This is a genomic window from Pannonibacter anstelovis, assembly GCF_036881715.1.
Lineage (GTDB): Bacteria > Pseudomonadota > Alphaproteobacteria > Rhizobiales > Stappiaceae > Pannonibacter > Pannonibacter anstelovis.
Window position 1 is genome coordinate 114,288 of sequence record NZ_JBAKBF010000005.1, and the last position, 16,976, is coordinate 131,263.

At 63.3% G+C, this 16,976-nt stretch carries 10 protein-coding genes; 3 read left to right on the forward strand and 7 right to left on the reverse strand.

Annotated elements, in window-relative coordinates; genetic code table 11:
• The first annotated feature begins 86 nt into the window (after positions 1–86).
• On the forward strand, positions 87–1,106 hold the full coding sequence (gene cobT / locus V6L75_RS09915) for a nicotinate-nucleotide--dimethylbenzimidazole phosphoribosyltransferase (protein WP_334251510.1): 1,020 nt from the start codon (positions 87–89) through the stop codon (positions 1,104–1,106).
• Positions 1,107–1,119: 13 nt separating this feature from the next.
• On the opposite strand, the gene V6L75_RS09920 is transcribed toward cobT, so the two are convergent.
• Positions 1,120–2,673: a sensor histidine kinase gene (locus V6L75_RS09920; RefSeq protein WP_334251354.1), complete on the reverse strand. Its 1,554-nt coding sequence runs from the start codon at positions 2,671–2,673 to the stop codon at positions 1,120–1,122.
• Positions 2,674–2,785: 112 nt separating this feature from the next.
• Between V6L75_RS09920 and V6L75_RS09925 the strand changes: the two genes are divergently transcribed.
• Together V6L75_RS09925 and V6L75_RS09930 are read left to right on the forward strand one after the other, a co-directional pair.
• On the forward strand, positions 2,786–3,475 hold the full coding sequence (locus tag V6L75_RS09925; RefSeq protein WP_334251355.1) for a uracil-DNA glycosylase family protein: 690 nt from the start codon (positions 2,786–2,788) through the stop codon (positions 3,473–3,475).
• Positions 3,476–3,647: 172 nt separating this feature from the next.
• A complete protein-coding gene (locus V6L75_RS09930; RefSeq protein ID WP_457169782.1) occupies positions 3,648–4,139 on the forward strand; it encodes an Lrp/AsnC family transcriptional regulator in 492 nt (163 codons plus the stop codon).
• Positions 4,140–4,205: 66 nt separating this feature from the next.
• On the opposite strand, the gene V6L75_RS09935 is transcribed toward V6L75_RS09930, so the two are convergent.
• The 6 genes from V6L75_RS09935 to V6L75_RS09960 all read right to left on the reverse strand — a co-directional run bounded on the left by V6L75_RS09935 (position 4,206) and on the right by V6L75_RS09960 (position 16,974).
• A complete protein-coding gene (locus V6L75_RS09935; RefSeq protein WP_334251356.1) occupies positions 4,206–8,555 on the reverse strand; it encodes a translocation/assembly module TamB domain-containing protein in 4,350 nt (1,449 codons plus the stop codon).
• Positions 8,556–8,561: 6 nt separating this feature from the next.
• A complete protein-coding gene (locus tag V6L75_RS09940) occupies positions 8,562–10,427 on the reverse strand; it encodes an autotransporter assembly complex protein TamA (RefSeq protein ID WP_334251357.1) in 1,866 nt (621 codons plus the stop codon).
• Between the two features lie 346 nt (positions 10,428–10,773).
• Positions 10,774–11,685, reverse strand: a complete 912-nt coding sequence (folD, locus tag V6L75_RS09945) for a bifunctional methylenetetrahydrofolate dehydrogenase/methenyltetrahydrofolate cyclohydrolase FolD (RefSeq protein ID WP_334251358.1) — start codon at positions 11,683–11,685, stop codon at positions 10,774–10,776.
• 135 nt (positions 11,686–11,820) lie between these two features.
• Entirely contained in the window at positions 11,821–13,014 is a 1,194-nt protein-coding gene (locus V6L75_RS09950) for an AGE family epimerase/isomerase (protein WP_334251359.1), read from the reverse strand.
• Positions 13,015–13,223: 209 nt separating this feature from the next.
• On the reverse strand, positions 13,224–14,894 hold the full coding sequence (locus tag V6L75_RS09955; protein WP_334251361.1) for a formate--tetrahydrofolate ligase: 1,671 nt from the start codon (positions 14,892–14,894) through the stop codon (positions 13,224–13,226).
• 85 nt (positions 14,895–14,979) lie between these two features.
• Positions 14,980–16,974, reverse strand: a complete 1,995-nt coding sequence (locus V6L75_RS09960) for a putative bifunctional diguanylate cyclase/phosphodiesterase (RefSeq protein ID WP_334251362.1) — start codon at positions 16,972–16,974, stop codon at positions 14,980–14,982.
• Between the last annotated feature and the right edge of the window lie 2 nt (positions 16,975–16,976).

Sequence of the window (16,976 nt, forward strand, 5' to 3'; positions counted from 1 at the left end):
TTGTCTTTTGCCGGAGGAGCCTTATAGAACGGCAAGCCTTTGGCGCCAATCGCTGCCCGCAAGTCCGGAGAACACCCCTCGTGTCCATGTCCCCGTCCGCTCTTCCTTTCGATGATATCCGCAATCTTGTGGCCGAAATGCCGGGACCGGATGAGGCGGCGGTGGAAACCGTTCGCGCCCGCGACAGCCAGCTGACCAAACCGGCCGGTTCTCTCGGCCAGCTTGAAAGCATTGTCGAGTGGCTGGCCGCCTGGTCCGGCAAGCCTGTGCCGAAAATCACCCGCCCGCTGGTTGCCATCTTCGCCACCAATCACGGCGTCGCTGACAAGGGTGTTTCGGCCTATCCGCAGAGCGTGACACGGCAGATGCTGGAGAATTTCGCGGCAGGCGGCGCGGCCATCAACCAGATCTGCGCGGCCTATGATCTGGGCCTGAAGATCTTTGATCTGGCCATCGACATGCCAACGCCCTCCATCACGGATGAAGACGCGCTGGACGAGCCGAACTGCGCCGCCACCATGGCCTATGGCATGGAAGCGATTGCGGGGGGCACGGATCTCCTGTGCCTTGGGGAAATGGGCATTGCCAACACCACCGTGGCTGCCGCCGTCTTCAACGGCCTGTTCGGCGGCACGGCGGCTGACTGGGTTGGTCCCGGCACCGGTGTGGATGCGGCAGGGCTGGAGCGCAAGCGTGCGGCCGTGGAAATGGCCGTGTCACGTCTGGGCGCTGCCGCCAAGGATCCGCTGGAGGTGCTGCGCAAGGTGGGCGGACGCGAGATTGCCGCCATGGCCGGTGCCATTCTGGCGGCCCGCCTGCAGCGCACGCCGGTGATCGTGGATGGCTTCGTTTCCACGGCGGCTGCGGCAGTGCTTTACAAGATGGACCCGTCCACACTCGACCACTGTCTCTTCGGTCATGTGTCGGCAGAACCGGCGCACCGCCGGGCGCTGGAGGCCATGGGCAAGACGGCGCTGCTGGATCTCGGCATGCGGCTGGGCGAAGGCACAGGTGCGGCCATGGCCGCAGGCATCGTCAAGGCGGCGGCGCAGGTTCATGCGGACATGGCGACCTTTGACAGCGCTGGCGTTTCGCAGAAGGACTGAGCGCCCGCTCTGATCAGGAGGCCCGGCGGCGCAGATTGGGCCGCCGGACTGGCAGCGTATAGATGTCGTCGAACAGCTGCGGCATGGCGGGAAGCACACGGGCGGAAGGCAGGGTGACACGCACCTCGGTGCCCTCGCGCAGGCGGGACTTCAGCTCGAATGTGCCGCCGTGCTGATTGACGAGAGCCTGGACGATGGACAGGCCAAGGCCAGTGCCGGGCTCCGCGCTCTTGATGGCCATCGAGCCCTGCCCGAAAGCCTGAAGCACGATCGGAATTTCTTCTTCCGGAATGCCGGGGCCATTGTCCTTGATGGACACATACTGGCCGCCGTCGCTGGTCGAGCCGATGCGGATCAGCACCTCGCCGTTGGAGGGAGTGAATTTCACCGCATTGGACAACAGGTTCAGGATCACCTGACGCAGCGCGCGCTCATCGGCCCAAAGGCGGGCAAGGCCTTCCTCATGGCTCTCGCGGATGGCAATCCCCTTGGCCCTTGCACGCACCTGCATCATGCTCTGGCAGTCTTCCACCACATCCTGCAGGGAAACGGCTTCCTCATTCAGCTCATACTTGCCCGCCTCGATGCGGGACAGGTCAAGGATCTCGTTGATGAGGTTCAGCAGGTGCTGGCCGGAGCCGTGAATGTCGGAGGCATAGCCCCGGTAGATCTTGTTGTTCATTGGCCCCATCACCTCATCCTTCATGATTTCGGAGAAACCGAGGATGGCGTTGAGGGGCGTGCGCAGCTCATGGCTCATGGTGGCCAGGAAACGCGACTTGGCAAGGTTTGCCTCTTCGGCGCGGCGTCGGGATTCATCGGACACCGCATTGGCCTGTTCCAGCTCGGCGATCAGATGGTCCTTCTCGGCGCGGAAGGCCAGCATGGCGCGCGAGGAATTCAGCAGCTGGTTGCCCAGCACCAGGAAGAAGCCCTGTGCGCCGACAGCCATGGCCGCCATGGCATAATGCAGCGGCGCATGGCGTTGCAGCAGTGCGAGCGACATGGCCAGCGTCACCGGAAGCGTGCTGGCCAGCAGCGCATGGGGCAGGGTGGACGACTGCATCGTCGCCATGGCGATGACGATCAGCATGATCGAAAACTGGAAGATCTCAATGCCTTCCGCCGTACCGCTGGAGGCAGGCAGCAGGAAGAAGGCACCCCAGCACAGGCCATAAAGAAAATCGCCGGCCGTAAAACGCCGCCGCCAGGGGCTCGTCTGGCGCTCTTCCTGCGTCATGCGTTCGAAACGCCGGCAGGTGGACACGGTCAGGACCCAGATGCTCACTGTAAACATGAGCCAGCAGGCCACCAGAACTGGCGAGATCCACATCAGGGACACGGCGGCCACGATGATGAGGAACATGGGCCCGGCGAATGCTGCGCTGACACGCGCCCTGGCAAATAGCAGCAGCAGCTCGGTGTTGAAATCAGGCGGAACGCCTTCCTTCGCCGACAGGCGGTCGCGGACCTGACTGACCGTGCGCGCAACCTCACGGCGGCGTTGTGCACGCTCCCGGTTGATCGCCGTCTTTTGGTCGCCCCTGCCGGGGGAAGTCTGGCCCATTGCGGTTCTGGCCGTCGGCGGCCATCCTCCTCACGTGGTTTCTTGATGCTTGACACAAGTGTGCCTCTTTCTGTGTTTTGGATCAGCAACCCTTAAGAAGCGGCTCAAGGACTTGGTTAAAAAAGGCAAAACAGCGGCAGACAGTGATCTGGAAAGGGCCCGTGGCGTCGTGGCTTCGCCGGGGCTCGCCCCGCTGGCCCGGCGCGTGTCGCTCTGCCGGATGTGTCTCGAAACACCCCGCGGCAATCCGCTTCCGCATGAGCCGCGCCCGGTCGCCCGCCTGTCGGAGACGGCAAGGCTCTGCATTGCTGGGCAGGCGCCCGGAACCCGGGTTCATGCGTCCGGCGCACCTTTCACGGACCCTTCCGGGGACCGCCTGCGCAACTGGCTCGGTATCGGGGATGATGTTTTCTACGATGTCTCACGCGTTGCGATCGTGCCGATGGGTCTGTGCTTTCCGGGCCTCGATGCCAAGGGCGGTGATCTTCCGCCGCGCCCGGAGTGTCGTGCCACCTGGCATGACAGCCTCTTTGCGGCCATGCCCCAGCTGAAGCTGGTGCTCGTCATCGGCCGCTATGCGCAGGCCTATCACCTGCCGCATCTCAAGAGAGCCGGATTGACGGAGATTGTTGGCAACTGGCGCGCCATCCTGGCGGAAAGTGAAGAGCGCACGGGGCCTGCCTATCTGCCGCTGCCTCACCCCTCCTGGCGCAACAACACCTGGCTGCGCCGCAATCCCTGGTTCGAGGAAGAGCTGGTTCCGGAGCTGCGCTGCCGGGTGGCGCAACTGCTGCAGCCTTGAGACTGCCGTGCAGAGTTGAGGAAAATTGTTCCCCGGCATGTCACAAACTCAGTGTCAGGACCCGTTCAGTCTTCCATTTACCGCTTGCCAACGAAACAAAAATCCATTCTCTCATGAGATGTGGCAGGACAGTGTCCGGCCGCCGTTGTACCGCATCTGGAACCAGAACATGATTGACCGCATCGACCGGCGTATTCTGTCCATCCTGCAAGAGGATTGCACCGTTCCGGTCGCCGAGATCGGCCGCCGGGTTGGCCTGTCCACCACGCCCTGCTGGCGCCGCATCCAGAAGCTGGAGGAGGATGGCGTGATCACGGGCCGTGTTGCCCTGCTGGATCCGGAGAAGGTCAATGTCAAGGTGACGGCCTTTGTCGCCATCACCACCAACCAGCACACCGAAGACTGGCTTCGCAAGTTTGCCGATGTGATCAAGGAACTGCCGGAGGTGGTGGAGTTCTACCGCATGGCAGGGCAGGTGGACTATCTTCTGCGCGTCACTGTGCCGGATATCGCCGCCTATGATGCCTTCTACAAGAAGCTGATCTCGAAGATCGACATCACCGATGTGTCGACCACCTTCGCCATGGAACAGATCAAGTGCACGACGGAACTGCCGCTGAGCTACATCCCAGTTGAGAAGACCCGTGCGGAAAGTCAGGGCTGACGGCCCGAACCGCAGATCTGAATGAATGGACAGGAAGAGGCGGAGCTGGCAAGCGGCCCCTTCGCCTCAGTATTCCTTTTCGTAGAAGATACCGGCTTTTGATGAGCCGTCAGCTCCCACTTCACCGCGCGCCTTTAGATTGCGGTTGAGGTCGATATCCACCTTCACCCGGCTGGAATTGGCGGAAGTTCCCTGTTCCACCCCCAGATAGATGTTCTCGTTGATGTAGCGCCCGGCGGAAAGCGAGGGCCCGTCCGCACCGCCAAGGTTCACATCCACCGCATCCAGCCCGAGAGACTTGCGCAGCTGTGACAGCGGTCCGGTGTCACTGCCACCGGTCAGGGACGTTACGGCAGCGGCCAGCTGGGCGATCTGGGTGGGCGACAGGTTGGTCACCGAGCGGTCGAACAGCAGCTGCGCCAGAATCTCGTCCTGTGGCAGTGCCGGGCTTGAGGTGAGGTCAATCACCGGGTCTGCCGCGCTGCCCGTCACCATCAAGTTGATCGAGGTCGAGCCGGCTGAAGTTGCTGCCAGGAAGTCCAGATTTGGCGTCAGTGAGCCTGTGAAGCCGATGGAACCGCGTGAGAACGTCAGCCGCCGCGTCAGAATGTCGAGCAGGCCACGGCGCAGCGTGAAGCCGCCAAGGGCCTGCGGATTGGCCGTGGTGCCCGCCAGCCGCAACGTGCCGCCCAGTTCCGCATCGACACCGCGGCCGCGCACGAACACGCGCGAGGGCGCGGACAGGGTAATGTCCAGCCCGATCGGGGCTGAGGCCGAACTCTGCTGGCCGCCGCTGCTGCCGCCTTCCGCCTGCAGCTCAGCAATCTGCGCCCGCACCGGTTTCGGCGCATTCAAATGCTTGACCGCCAGGGGCGACAAGGCACCCGGCAGGCTTTGCGGAATGTTGATGTTGGCGGTGCTGATGTTGACGGTTCCGCTCAGCCGTCCGCCCGTACCGGTCCCTGCCAGAGGGCCGGAGAGCCTGAGGTCTGCGTTCAGGTCCGCCGTCACAACTCGCCCGTCGCTGTAGCGCGCGTTTACCGCTTGAATGGCCAGCTCGGCCGGAAGCCCTTCGCCGAGTCCCACTGTGCCATTGGCAGACACCCGGCCGCCTGCGGAAATCGCAGCGTTGAGGCCCGAGATGGTGATCTGCTCGCGCGTTATACCGATGGAACCGGCGAAATCGCGTAAGGTGAGGCCAGTGGCAAGCTCCGTCAGCTCCAGCCCCTGCGGCTGCATCTGAAGATTGACCGCCGGATTGGTCAGCTGCCCACTGATCCGGCCGCTGACGGCCAGCGTGCCTGCGCCCCGGTATCCCATTTCCGTCAGGCGCACGCGGGCAAGGCCCAGCGGCACCGAACCGTTGACGCCGATATCCAGTGAGCCTGCCCCGGCCAGATTGACCGGGCCTTCCGCCGTCAGCGCCAGTCCGTCCGTGCCGGTGATGCGGGTGGTCTGGGTGATGCGATTGCCAGAATAGGAGCCGGTGCTGTCCAGCCCGATCGGACTGATGCCGTTCTGCGCCAGCAGGGATGCGGTCAGTCCCCGTCCGGAGAGCTTCCACGACGCTTGCGGCGCTGAGGCCGCGCCCGTGACCGTGGCCGTACCGCTTAACGTGCCGCCGAGGCCGTAACCGGGTGCAAAGGCATTGCCGGGCGCCAGCGGCACATCGGCCAGCGACGCCTTGATGTCGAGCCTGTCGCCGGCCGTGCCGGAAACATCCAGCCGCCCGCTGCCAAGCGCCAGCTGGAGCGGCTCGATGCGGGCTACCGTGCCCTCATAGGCCAGCCGCGCGGGGCGGACGAGGGTGGTCTTCAAGCCGCTGTAGTTGCCCTGAAGCCGGTCCAGCGCCAGATCAAAACCGGCAGCGGTGGCCGTCAGGCTGCCGGTGGCGGACACGCCATCGGCGCCCTGAAGACGGGTATCCAGGTTGAAGCCCGTGCGCGTGCCATCGCTTTCCGCCGACAGGGTGAGGCTCTCGGCAGCGGTTGCCCCGGCCATGATCTGGCGGGCTTCCACCTTGCCGCGCGCCTGCGGCACGGTGAGGAGATCAAAAACCTCGCCATTGATGGCGAGGGTGCCGATGCGGTTGTCCTGATAGGCCACGTTGCGCCCGCTGGCCGTCAGGCTGACCTGCAGGCCGTTCTGATTGCCGGAAATACGTGCCGTTGCATCCAGCGTGCCGGCGACCGGTGTCAGCAGCAGCGGCGACAGGTCCTCAAGCGCGGCGCCCTTGAACACAAGCTCGCCCGTCAGGGTTTCCAGAGCACGGGTGAGGCTTGCAACGCTCAAGGCGCCATTGAGTTCGTTCCGCCCGGCGGCGAAAGAAATGTTCCGTACCTCGGCTGCGCCTTGCGAGGAACTGACATCGGCCCGGGCGGTCAGCGGCGCGCCGTTGAGGCTGCCGCTCAGGCGCAGGGCACCTGCCGGGGCCGCTGCATCGGCCTTGCCATCCAGCTCCAGCACCAGGTCCGTCAGAGGCGTGCCTGCAAGCGTCAGCTGCGCGGATTTGGCGCTTAGGCTTACGTCAGGTCCGGACAATGGGCCATTTGCCCTCACGGACGCCTCCAGCGCACCTGTCAGCCGTGGGTCGATCTCCTCCACCCGCGTCAGAACCGCCTTGAGCTCACCGTCAACCGTTGAGGCGGCCCCGCCTGCCGTGAGCTTTCCGGTTCCATCCAGTTTCAGTGCAGAGGTGCCAAGTGCCAGCTGCCGGAAAGCAATCTCACCGCTGCTGCTGATCCCTGCTTCCAGCTGCCCTTCCAGCGCCCCGGCAAGCAGCCTGTCCACCTGTTCGAGACCGGTGGCGACATTCGTCCCGGCAAGAGAGGCACGAATTGAGCCGGACTGCTGGGAAGGATTGCCCTCCACAACCATGTTCATGGCAAGCGAACCGGAGGTTTCAAGGCCTGTCATGCCCGAGAAGCGGGATAGATCGTCAAGGGTAAGTTCTGCGGCAAGCCGGGCATTCGATTGGGCGATCACGCCATCTTGCAGGCGAACCTGTACGCCCGGAGCGCTCAGGGTGCCGCGGCCGATCGACACTTGCTTCTGACTGCCCAGAAGCTGGCCGACAACTTCCAGCGTGGAGTCGCCCGCGAGGCTTGAGAGACTGGCGTCTGCCGGCTGCAGCCCGCCCAGAGTGAGCCGGGCAGAGAAGGGAAGACGGAATTCGTTTTGCAGTTCGGCGCCGATGCCGGTGGCCGACAGTTGCAGCCGCTCCAGTGCGCCCTGCGGCGCCGACAGGCGGTCCCCCTGCAGATTGAGGTTCCAGTCCGCCTTGGCCAGGGAGCCTGAAAGATTCCCTGTCAGCGACAGGGTCTGCATGATGTAGCGCTGGCCGTCAGCTTCAAGAGCCAGAAGCGCATCCCCGCCTGCAGCAATCCGTGCATCCGTCTTTGCCGAAAGGGCCCCGGACTTAGGGTCCAGGCTGCCGCTGGCATTGGCCTGCAGGGTGCGGGTGGTTACGGCAAGCGAAGCCGACAGGGGCTGGTAATCCTGCGACATGATCAGGCTGAGATCCGCCTGCGTGTCGCCTGCGGCCAGCGCTGCGGCGGCAGGTGGCACCAGCGGCTCCAGCTGGCCGGTCAAGGCCAGCTTCAGCTCTCTTCCGGCATCGGTGCGGGCCAGTTGCGCCGCCCCGGTGACGGTGCGCCTGCCATCCAGGGCAACAGCCAGATTGGCTGCCCAGTTGTCCAATGGGCCGGAGCCATCGAGGTTGAGGTCAACCGCAGGAAGCCCCTCGATCCCGGCAAGCCGGGCGACAAGCCCGCCGCGCGGTTCGCTTGCCCTGAGCGACAGGGTCAGTGCACCGGACTGGGAGACATAGGCAAGCTGGCCGGAGATCGCGCCACGGATACCGTCGGTCCGCTCGATGTTGAGAGAAGCATTGACCGAATCAGCCGGACCTGAGGCCGATGCCTGCCCCCTGACGGAAAAGCGCATCGGGGCGCCAGCAACATCTTCGCCAAGGTCAGCCTCGGCGATGTTGAGACGCCCAAGAGTGATCCGGCGCAAAGGCGGCTTGAAGCCGTCCTGCTGGCCATCGGTGGCCGTCTCCGGGAGAGCAGGGCGGCGCTGCAGGGTGACGCGCTGCGCGCTCACGCTGTCGATGTTCAGCGAGAGCCCGAGCAGTGCCAGCGGGTTCCAGTTTACATCGAGATCTTCAATTTCGCCATAAGTGCCAACAGGATCCGTCAGTTCGAGCCTGTCGAGCCCAATGCTGCCATTCCAGCCGATGGTCAGGCCTGAAAGCCGTGCACCACCGTCTGCGGTATCCAGAAAACGGTTGGCCAGCCGCTCGGCCGCAGCCTCGCCAAGTGGCGTCGGCAGCATAGCCAGTGCAAGGCCTGTCAGGGCCGTCGTCGTCAGGGCGGCAATGCCGAGGCCCTTCAGGATGCGTCGTGTTGCGGTCATGGGCCTTTAGAATGCCTGGCTCAGTCCAAGATAGACCCCGAACTTTGGATCATCTTTTTCCGGCGAAAGTGGGACCGCTACATCCAGCCGCAAGGGGCCGATCGGGGTGAAATAGCGTATGCCGCCACCAACGCCGATCTTGAAGGGGCGGGAGAGATCCGGAGCCATGGCACTGTAGGCGTTGCCCGCATCGACAAAGCCGACCACGCCAAAGCTCTCCGTAATGCGAACACGTACCTCGCCCGAGAGTTCCAGCATGCTGCGCCCGCCGGTGACTTCACCGTTCCTGCGCGGGCCGGTGTTGCGGTAGGCATAGCCACGGATCGAGCCGCCGCCGCCTGCAAAGAACCGGCGGCTTGCCGGCACGTCATCCACTCCCGGCGCCACGATGCTGCCGGCCGCCACACGTCCGGCCAGGATGAAGCGTTTTGCATCATCCAGCGCGGCATAGGTGGAGAAGGAGCCCTTCATGAACATCATGCCGTTGCCATTGCGGATGTCATAGGCAGGCTCGGCAAAGGCGACGGCCAGTACACCGCGTGACGGATTGAACACGTCATCGCGGGTGTCATAGGTCAGCTCCGCCGGGATACCGGCCAGAAGATAGGAGCGGTTGCCGAAGGCATCCGTCTCGTCAATGAAGCTGACCTGCGCCCCCACCCGCCCGGACAGCTGGCCGGAGAAGGTGCGCTTCAGATAGGCATCGCCCGAAACCGACCGGCTGGTATAGGCATCCGGCGTTTCCTGCCTGGCGCTGAGGCTTGTGGAGAAGCTCGTCAGCGGCCCGAATACGCCGGGCTTCTCGAAGGCGATCCGCGCGGCATATTCCATGTCCTCGGCTGCCTGGTTGCCAAGCCTGCCGACGGATCCTTCAACGCTCAGAAGCTCGCCCTTGCCGAAGAGATTGCGCCGCCGCCAATAGGCCTCGACGCCGCCGCCTTCGGAACTGGACCATGTGGCTCCGGCGCCAAGAACATGCCGCTTGCGCTCAGCCACCTGAATGATGATGGGCATCCGGCCATCGGCTCCGGCTACCTCGCCCTCGACCATGCTGACGGTGGCGAAGATGCCCAGATCGTTCAGCCGCTTCTGTGCCTTGGCCAGAACTTCCGGATCATAGGGTTCCCCCTCGGGGATCATCGCCATCTCTGCAACGAACTCCGGATCGGTGACCTTCGTGCCTTCTACGGTGACCGTGCCGAATTGCGCTGCCGGGCCTGCCTCGGCGATCAGTTCCACGTCCAGCTTGCCTGTGGCATGGTCGGCCGTGATGTCGCGCTTCGCTATCTGCGCCTTGGGGTAGCCGTTCTGGCGCAGGGCATTGACGATCTGCCGTTCGGCGGCAACGATCTTGGCGGAGTTGGCCGTTTCTCCCTGCACAAGGCCCCAGGTCTGAGGGCTATCGGGAACACCCGGTGCGCCGGTGGAAACCTGAAGGCTGCCGAAGGTGAACAGCGGTCCAGCCGCGACGTTGACCGACACCTGCACGGGACGCGGACCGGGAATATCACCACGCTCCAGCACGCTCTGCAAGGGCTGCCCGCCAAGCCGGATGTCGACGGTGCCGCCATAGAACCCTTGCAGATAGAGCTGGGCGATCAGCCGGTCGAAATCATTGAGCGCACGTGCGATCAAGCCGTCACTGCCGGAAGGCGGAGAGCTCATCTCGGATATCAGAACGGAAGCTGATTCCAGCTGGTCCTTCAGGTCGTCCGATCCGCCGGAAAGAGACAGCTCTGCCTCATAAGGCAGGGCATCAGCTGCAACCGTTTCGTCGTTGCCCCACAGGTGCACACCAAACAGTTCGAAAGCGGAAGCAGGATAAGTCAGCGGTGATGCGGATAGAACAAGGGCCGCAGCAAGGCATGCCACCGGCAGCCGGAGACCGCGCGGCAGCCGCGCTGGCCAAATGGCTTGCAAAGCGCTGCCGAGCCGGAAATTCCGTCCGGACCTGTCTTCTGACGGAAGACGCATCAACTTGCTACCGTCCCACACCTCATGCCGGGATTGACCCGGCGTGTCCCAAATCCTCGCGCGAAGCGCGGCATCATGCCCCTGTATGGCACGGCCGGACGCCGTTGGCGAGCCTCTTGCTAACCATACGGGAGCCCGGAGATACCCTATCCCCGGGGTCAGTCTGGCGCAGAAGTGTCAATAGTTTCCAAAGATTGAGACTGAGCTGGCGAGCCTGCCAAAGGGCAGGGAAGCTCCGGCAACCTCAGAACAGCTCCGGCTCCGGAGCCACGCCAAGCTGGCGGCGGGCGGCGGTGAGAGTGTTGGCCATGAGCATGGCAATGGTCATCGGTCCGACGCCGCCGGGCACCGGCGTGATCGCACCGGCCACTTCAGCAGCTTCCGCGAAAGCCACGTCACCGACAAGCTTTGTCGCACCTTCGCCCTTGGCCGGGTTCGGCACGCGGTTGATGCCTACGTCGATCACGGTTGCACCGGGCTTGATCCAGCTGCCGCGCACCATTTCCGGACGGCCGACGGCGGCCACAACGATATCGGCGCTGCGCACCACTTCGGGAAGGTCCTTCGTGCGGCTGTGGGCGATGGTCACGGTGCAGCTTTCGGCCAGCAGCAGCGCGGCCATCGGCTTGCCGACAATGTTGGAGCGGCCGATGACAACCGCATTGAGGCCGGCGAGGGGTGTTTGCAGCGTACGCTTTAGCAGCACGAGGCTGCCAGCGGGCGTGCAGGGCACAAGCGCCGTGTCGCGGGCGCCTGTTGCCAGAAGGCCAACGTTGACCGGATGGAAACCGTCCACGTCCTTTTCCGGACGGATCAGACGCAGCACCTTGGTTTCATCGATATGGCCGGGCAGGGGCAGCTGTACCAGAATGCCATGGATGGTATCGTCTTCATTCAGCTGCTCCACCAGCGCCAGCAGGCTGGCTTCGGATGTGTCTGCGGGCAGAGTGTGCTTGACTGAATGAAACCCGCAAGCCTCTGCAGCGAGGCCCTTGTTGCGCACATAGACCTGGCTTGCCGGATCCTCACCTGCCAGAACCACCGCCAGCCCGGGCCGCTTGCCGGTTTCCGCCAGAAGCCTTGCGGCACGTGCGGAAATTTCGCTGCGCACGGAGGCCGCGATTGCCTTGCCGTCAATGAGGTTTGCCTTGCTCATGGGTCACGTCTTTCACAAGCGGCGCGGGAGGCGCACCGGCTGGCTGATTTTGCGCGCACCATAGGCAGCAAGCCCTGCGCTGAAAAGAGGCTTTTGGCTAGTTTCTCGTCTTTTTGCCGGAGCTTTCCAACCGGGTCAAAGCTTGCGGATGAAAGACGTAAGGCAGGAGATGGCACAGACGATATGATAGAGCGAACTCGCTGGTGCAGGCTCATCAACGAAGCTGCCGTCTTCAAGCCATTTGTCGCGCCACAGACCCTGAACCGGCACGTCTAGATAGGCCTGCAGTGCTTGGCCGGCCCTCAGGGCAGAGGCGATCGCGGCTTCCCGTCTTTCACCGGTCTGGATTTCCGCAAGGGCTATTCCGGCCTTGAGCCATTCGGTTTGCACCCAGAGGCGTGCCGCCTTGTCGCGTGGCGTCAGGTCCCCATGGAGCTCCATGATAGCTGCGCCACGGGACGGATCGATTCCGTATGTTTCAGCAAGGTCGGCAAGCCTTGCGGCAACGGGCAGGATCCCGGCAGTCTTTCCGCGCCGCTTCGCCCAGTTCAGCAACAGCCAGGCCCATTCAAACTGATGACCTGGCTCTACCGACTGCATGGATGCGTCCTGCGGCAGCGACCAGTCTAGCGCGAAAAACTCATGCAGGGCGCCAGTGGCCGGATCAATGAACCGGGTCAGCGCGAGTGTGACGATCTGATCCGCAAGATCCCGCCAGCGCATGCCGCCGCCGGCATCTTCCATGGCAAGACAGGCCTCCAGCATGTGCATATGCGGGTTGGAGCGGAGCGGTGCCTGCGGCGGATTGGCTTCGTGGAACCCGCCACCGGGATGAGCAAAGCTGTTGCTCAGCTCCAGCAGTGTCCGGTCTGCGCTTGCAAGCAGATCTGCATGCCGGTGCGGAATGGCTTTCGTGCCATGGGCAAGAGCAAAGACCAGGAATGCCTGATTATAGAGATCGAATGTGGTGTCGCGGGTCCGGCCGTCCCAGCTGATTGCATTCACCGCAAGCCGGTTCTCGTCACGGAAATTGTTCAGGAAATGACAGAGACCCCTATGGGCCTGGTCCTGCACTGCTCCCGTGTAGCCGAGCTGGGCTCCCTCAATCAGACTGTAGATCTGCCGCGGGGCAACACGTGCCCGCACCATGCCGCTCTCCGGTGCCCGGGCATCGTCAATGGACAATGTTTCGGCAAAGCGGCCCGTCTGCGGATCAAACCCGGCCTTCAGCCAAAGCGGCAGTGCACTCTCGCAAAGCCATGTTCTCAGGCGCAGGTCCAGATCTTTGATGGCGGCGAGTGCCGGAGACGTAGAAGCGGATGATATCATAGCGCAATCCAGTTCTCTGCGGCGGGGCGGCATAGGCCGGTTCTCAGTAGTTCTACTAGCGCAGCCTCTGCCGCATGGACAGGTCGTAGCGTAACCTTGATGTCAGACAAGCCGGCATAGTTATTGTCTGATTTGCGGAGGCTTGAAAAGGATGCATCCATCCGTAACCAGTCTGGCTTATCTAAAGGACGCGCACCGTCTCCTGCGCCTCAGAACAGACCTTCCACCTGACCTTCTGCATTCAGGTGGATGTCCAGCGCCGCCGGATGGCGTGGCAGGCCGGGCATGGTCATGATGTCCCCGCAGATGGCGACGATGAACCCGGCACCTGCCGACAGCCGCACCTCGCGCACCGGCAGATCGTGCCCTTCGGGTGCGCCGAGCAGGGCAGGGTTGGCCGAGAAGGAATACTGCGTCTTGGCCATGCAGACTGGCAGGTGGCCATAGCCGCTTTCCTGCCAGCGCTCCAGCTGGCGGCGGGCGGCGGGGTCGAAGGAAATCGAGCCCGCCCGGTAGATCTTCCGGGCCACGATTTCGATCTTGTCCGTCAACGGCATTTCGTCCGGATAGAGCGGTTCGAACCGGGCGCTGCCGCCGTCCGCCAGTTCCACCACCTTGCGGGCGAGAGCTTCCGTGCCCTTGGAGCCTTCGGCCCAGTGTGTTGCCAGAATGGCCTCGACGCCGAGACTGCGGCAAGAGGCCGTAACCGCAGCGATTTCCGCATCCGTGTCGGAGGTGAAATGATTGAGCGCCACCACCACCGGAACGCCGAACTGGCGAAGGTTTTCGATGTGGCGGCCAAGATTGCACAGACCGGCCTCGACGGCGGCCACGTTCTCATGACCAAGATCTGCCTTGGCGGCGCCGCCGTTCATCTTGAGCGCGCGCACCGTTGCCACCAGAACCACGGCTGAAGGCTCAAGTCCCGCCTTGCGGCATTTGATGTCAAAGAACTTTTCTGCTCCCAGATCCGCGCCGAAGCCGGCTTCCGTCACCACATAATCGGCCAGCCGCAGGGCTGTCTGCGTTGCCACCACGGAATTGCAGCCATGGGCGATGTTGGCAAAGGGGCCGCCGTGGACGAAGGCGGGCGTATGTTCCAGTGTCTGCACCAGATTGGGCTGGAAGGCCTGACGCAGCAGCACGGTCATTGCGCCGTCCGCACCCAGATCACGCGCCGTCACCGGGCTGCGGTCCGCACGTGTTCCAATCACGATATCGCCAAGACGGCGCTGCAGGTCTTCAAGATCGGTGGCAAGACAGAGGATTGCCATCACCTCCGAGGCGACGGTGATGTCGAAACCTGCTTCCCGCGTTGTGCCATTGGCCCGTCCGCCGAGGCCGGTGACGATCGAGCGCAGGGCCCGGTCGTTCATGTCCATCACGCGGCGGAAAGCGATGCGCTGCGGGTCCAGTCCGAGCGCGTTGCCCCAGTGCAGATGATTGTCGATCAGCGCGGCCAGCAGGTTGTGGGCGGAGGTGATGGCATGGAAATCGCCGGTGAAATGGAGATTGATGTCCTCCATCGGCACCACCTGGGCCTTGCCGCCACCCGCCGCACCGCCCTTCACGCCGAAGCAGGGGCCAAGCGAAGGTTCGCGCAGACAGATTGCCGTCTTCTTCCCTATGCGCGCCAGCCCGTCGCCAAGGCCGACTGTGGTCGTCGTCTTGCCTTCTCCCGCCGGCGTCGGGTTGATGGCGGTGACAAGCACCAGCTTGCCTTTCGGCTGGTCCTGCACATCGGCGATGAACGCGCCGGAAATCTTGGCCTTGGTCTTGCCAAAAGGCTCAAGTGCGTCCTCGGGGATGGCGAGCTTCGCAGCAATATCTCTCATCGGCAGCAATTGCGCTGCCCGCGCGATCTCGATGTCGCTCGCCATGTCTGCTCCCTGGAATCAGTCTTGTCCCGTCTGTCCTTGGTAGCCTGCCAGAAGCGTGCAGGGGAGAGGATTCTTGTGTGTCCGGTTACGAGCTCGCCTGGGTATCGATCAGGGTGAAACGGCTTCTGCCGCTTGGGTCCTGTGTCAAAAGGCCATGCCCTCCGGCCTGATCCATGATCTTTGCTGCGAGTGCTTCCAGAGGCACGGCTGCGCCGAACAGATAGCCCTGTCCCTTGGAGCATCCCGCTTTCTGCAGCAGCGCCTGCTGCTCCAGGGTTTCCACTCCTTCCACGGTCACGGCGATGTTCAGATCGCGCGCAAGGCCAACCACCGCCTCGATGATCGACTTGCTCTGTGGATCTGAAGAAAGGGAGCGCACGAAGCTCCTGTCTACTTTCAGCTCGTCCCAGTCGAACTGGCGCAGATAGGAGAGGGACGAGTAACCCGTGCCGAAGTCATCAAGGGCGATCGTGACCCCAAGCTTCTTCAGCCTGTCCAGGGTCGAGATGCAGCGTGCCGCATCGCTCATCAGAATGGATTCGGTCACCTCCAGCCGCAGCCGCTCCGGCGCAAGGCCAGTGTCCAGCAGGATCTGGCGCACAGTCTCAAGCAGGTCGTCGCGCAGGATCTGGGCGACGGACAGATTGACCGAAACGGGCAGTGTGCCAAGAACGCGGGCCGCATCCGAGCATGCCTGCTGCAGAATGGAACGGCCCATGTCCACGACCTTGCCCGAGCCTTCGGCTATGGGCACGAATTCATCCGGCCCGATGCGTCCCAACTGAGGGTGGGTCCATCGGGCAAGGGCCTCCACGCCAATGATGCGTCCGGTGCCGAGTTCCACCTGCGGCTGGTAAAAGGGGAGAATGTCGCCGGCCATGATGGCCGGATGCAGATCGGCTTCGATCTGGCGCCGGCGGGAAAGGTTAGCCCGCATGCCGGCATCGAACAACTGCACGATACCCTTGGCCCTGCCTTTGGCAAGGCTGAGAGCAAGGTCGGCGTTATCAGGGAGCTGCGTCCGGTCTTGAAGCCCGGGGCCATCGACAGCAAGCCCGATCGTTGCATCCACCAGCACGGTTCCGTGTTTCAGGCGATAAGGCTCCCGCAGAGCCTTCAGCAGGAACTCAGCCTTCTGACGGGCATCCTGAAGCCCGTTTTCCGTGCGCAGCAGGACGAGGAATTCATCACCGCCAAAACGGGCTGCCATGGCATTTTCCCAGAGCGAGACAATGCTGGTAAGCCGCTGGCCGACGCCGTTCAGCAGGGCATCACCTGCCGCATGGCCCAATGTGTCATTGACAGTCTTGAAGCCGTCCAGATCAATGGCGAGAACGGCAAGCGGGCGGCTGCTCTTGCGCTCCAGCTCAGCCCGGAAAAAGTCATGAAAGGCCAGGCGGTTCGGTAGCGAAGTGAGCTGGTCATGGCGGGCGACAAAAGCATGATCGGCCGCCGAACGTTCCGCCTGGGCCCGTGCTGCCACCAGCGTTCTGTTCTGCAGGAACAGGCTTGCCAGAAGTACCCCGCCGACGGCGAGAAGGGCGTAGGTCAGCCAGTTGCCCGCCATCATGGAGGCCTGAAGCCGTTCCCGGATCTTGTCTGCCTCGACAAGGCTCAGGCTATAGGCTTCCCCGCCAATGCGGTCGACAGCGGCCTTGACCTGGACCATCCGGTCAATGATTTCGAGTTGCGCTTTCGGGTCTTCGATCCGGTCGAACAGTGGTTCAAGGGCCTCCAGGTCGGCCGCCAGTTGCTCGAACCGTGCGACCCGCTCGGCGGACAGATCCAGAAACGTCCGGAATTGTCCGGAATTCCAGGTTTTCACGCGGCCGATCATGATCTGATAGTAGAGCTGCGCCTCGCTTGCGGCGGACTTGTCGCCCGTTGCCACATAGCGCGCGACCAGCTCGCGCAGGGCCGAGACCTCAAGACGGCCGTTGAAGCCAGTCCAGGCAATGTCGTAACGCTTTGCTTGAATGACGGCGTTCTGGTTGGCTGCAGTGATGTAGGGCTGGATTACAGCCGCCGCAGCCAGGCAGATGAAGAGAAATACAGTTATTCGCCGGAACCAGATCGTCATGG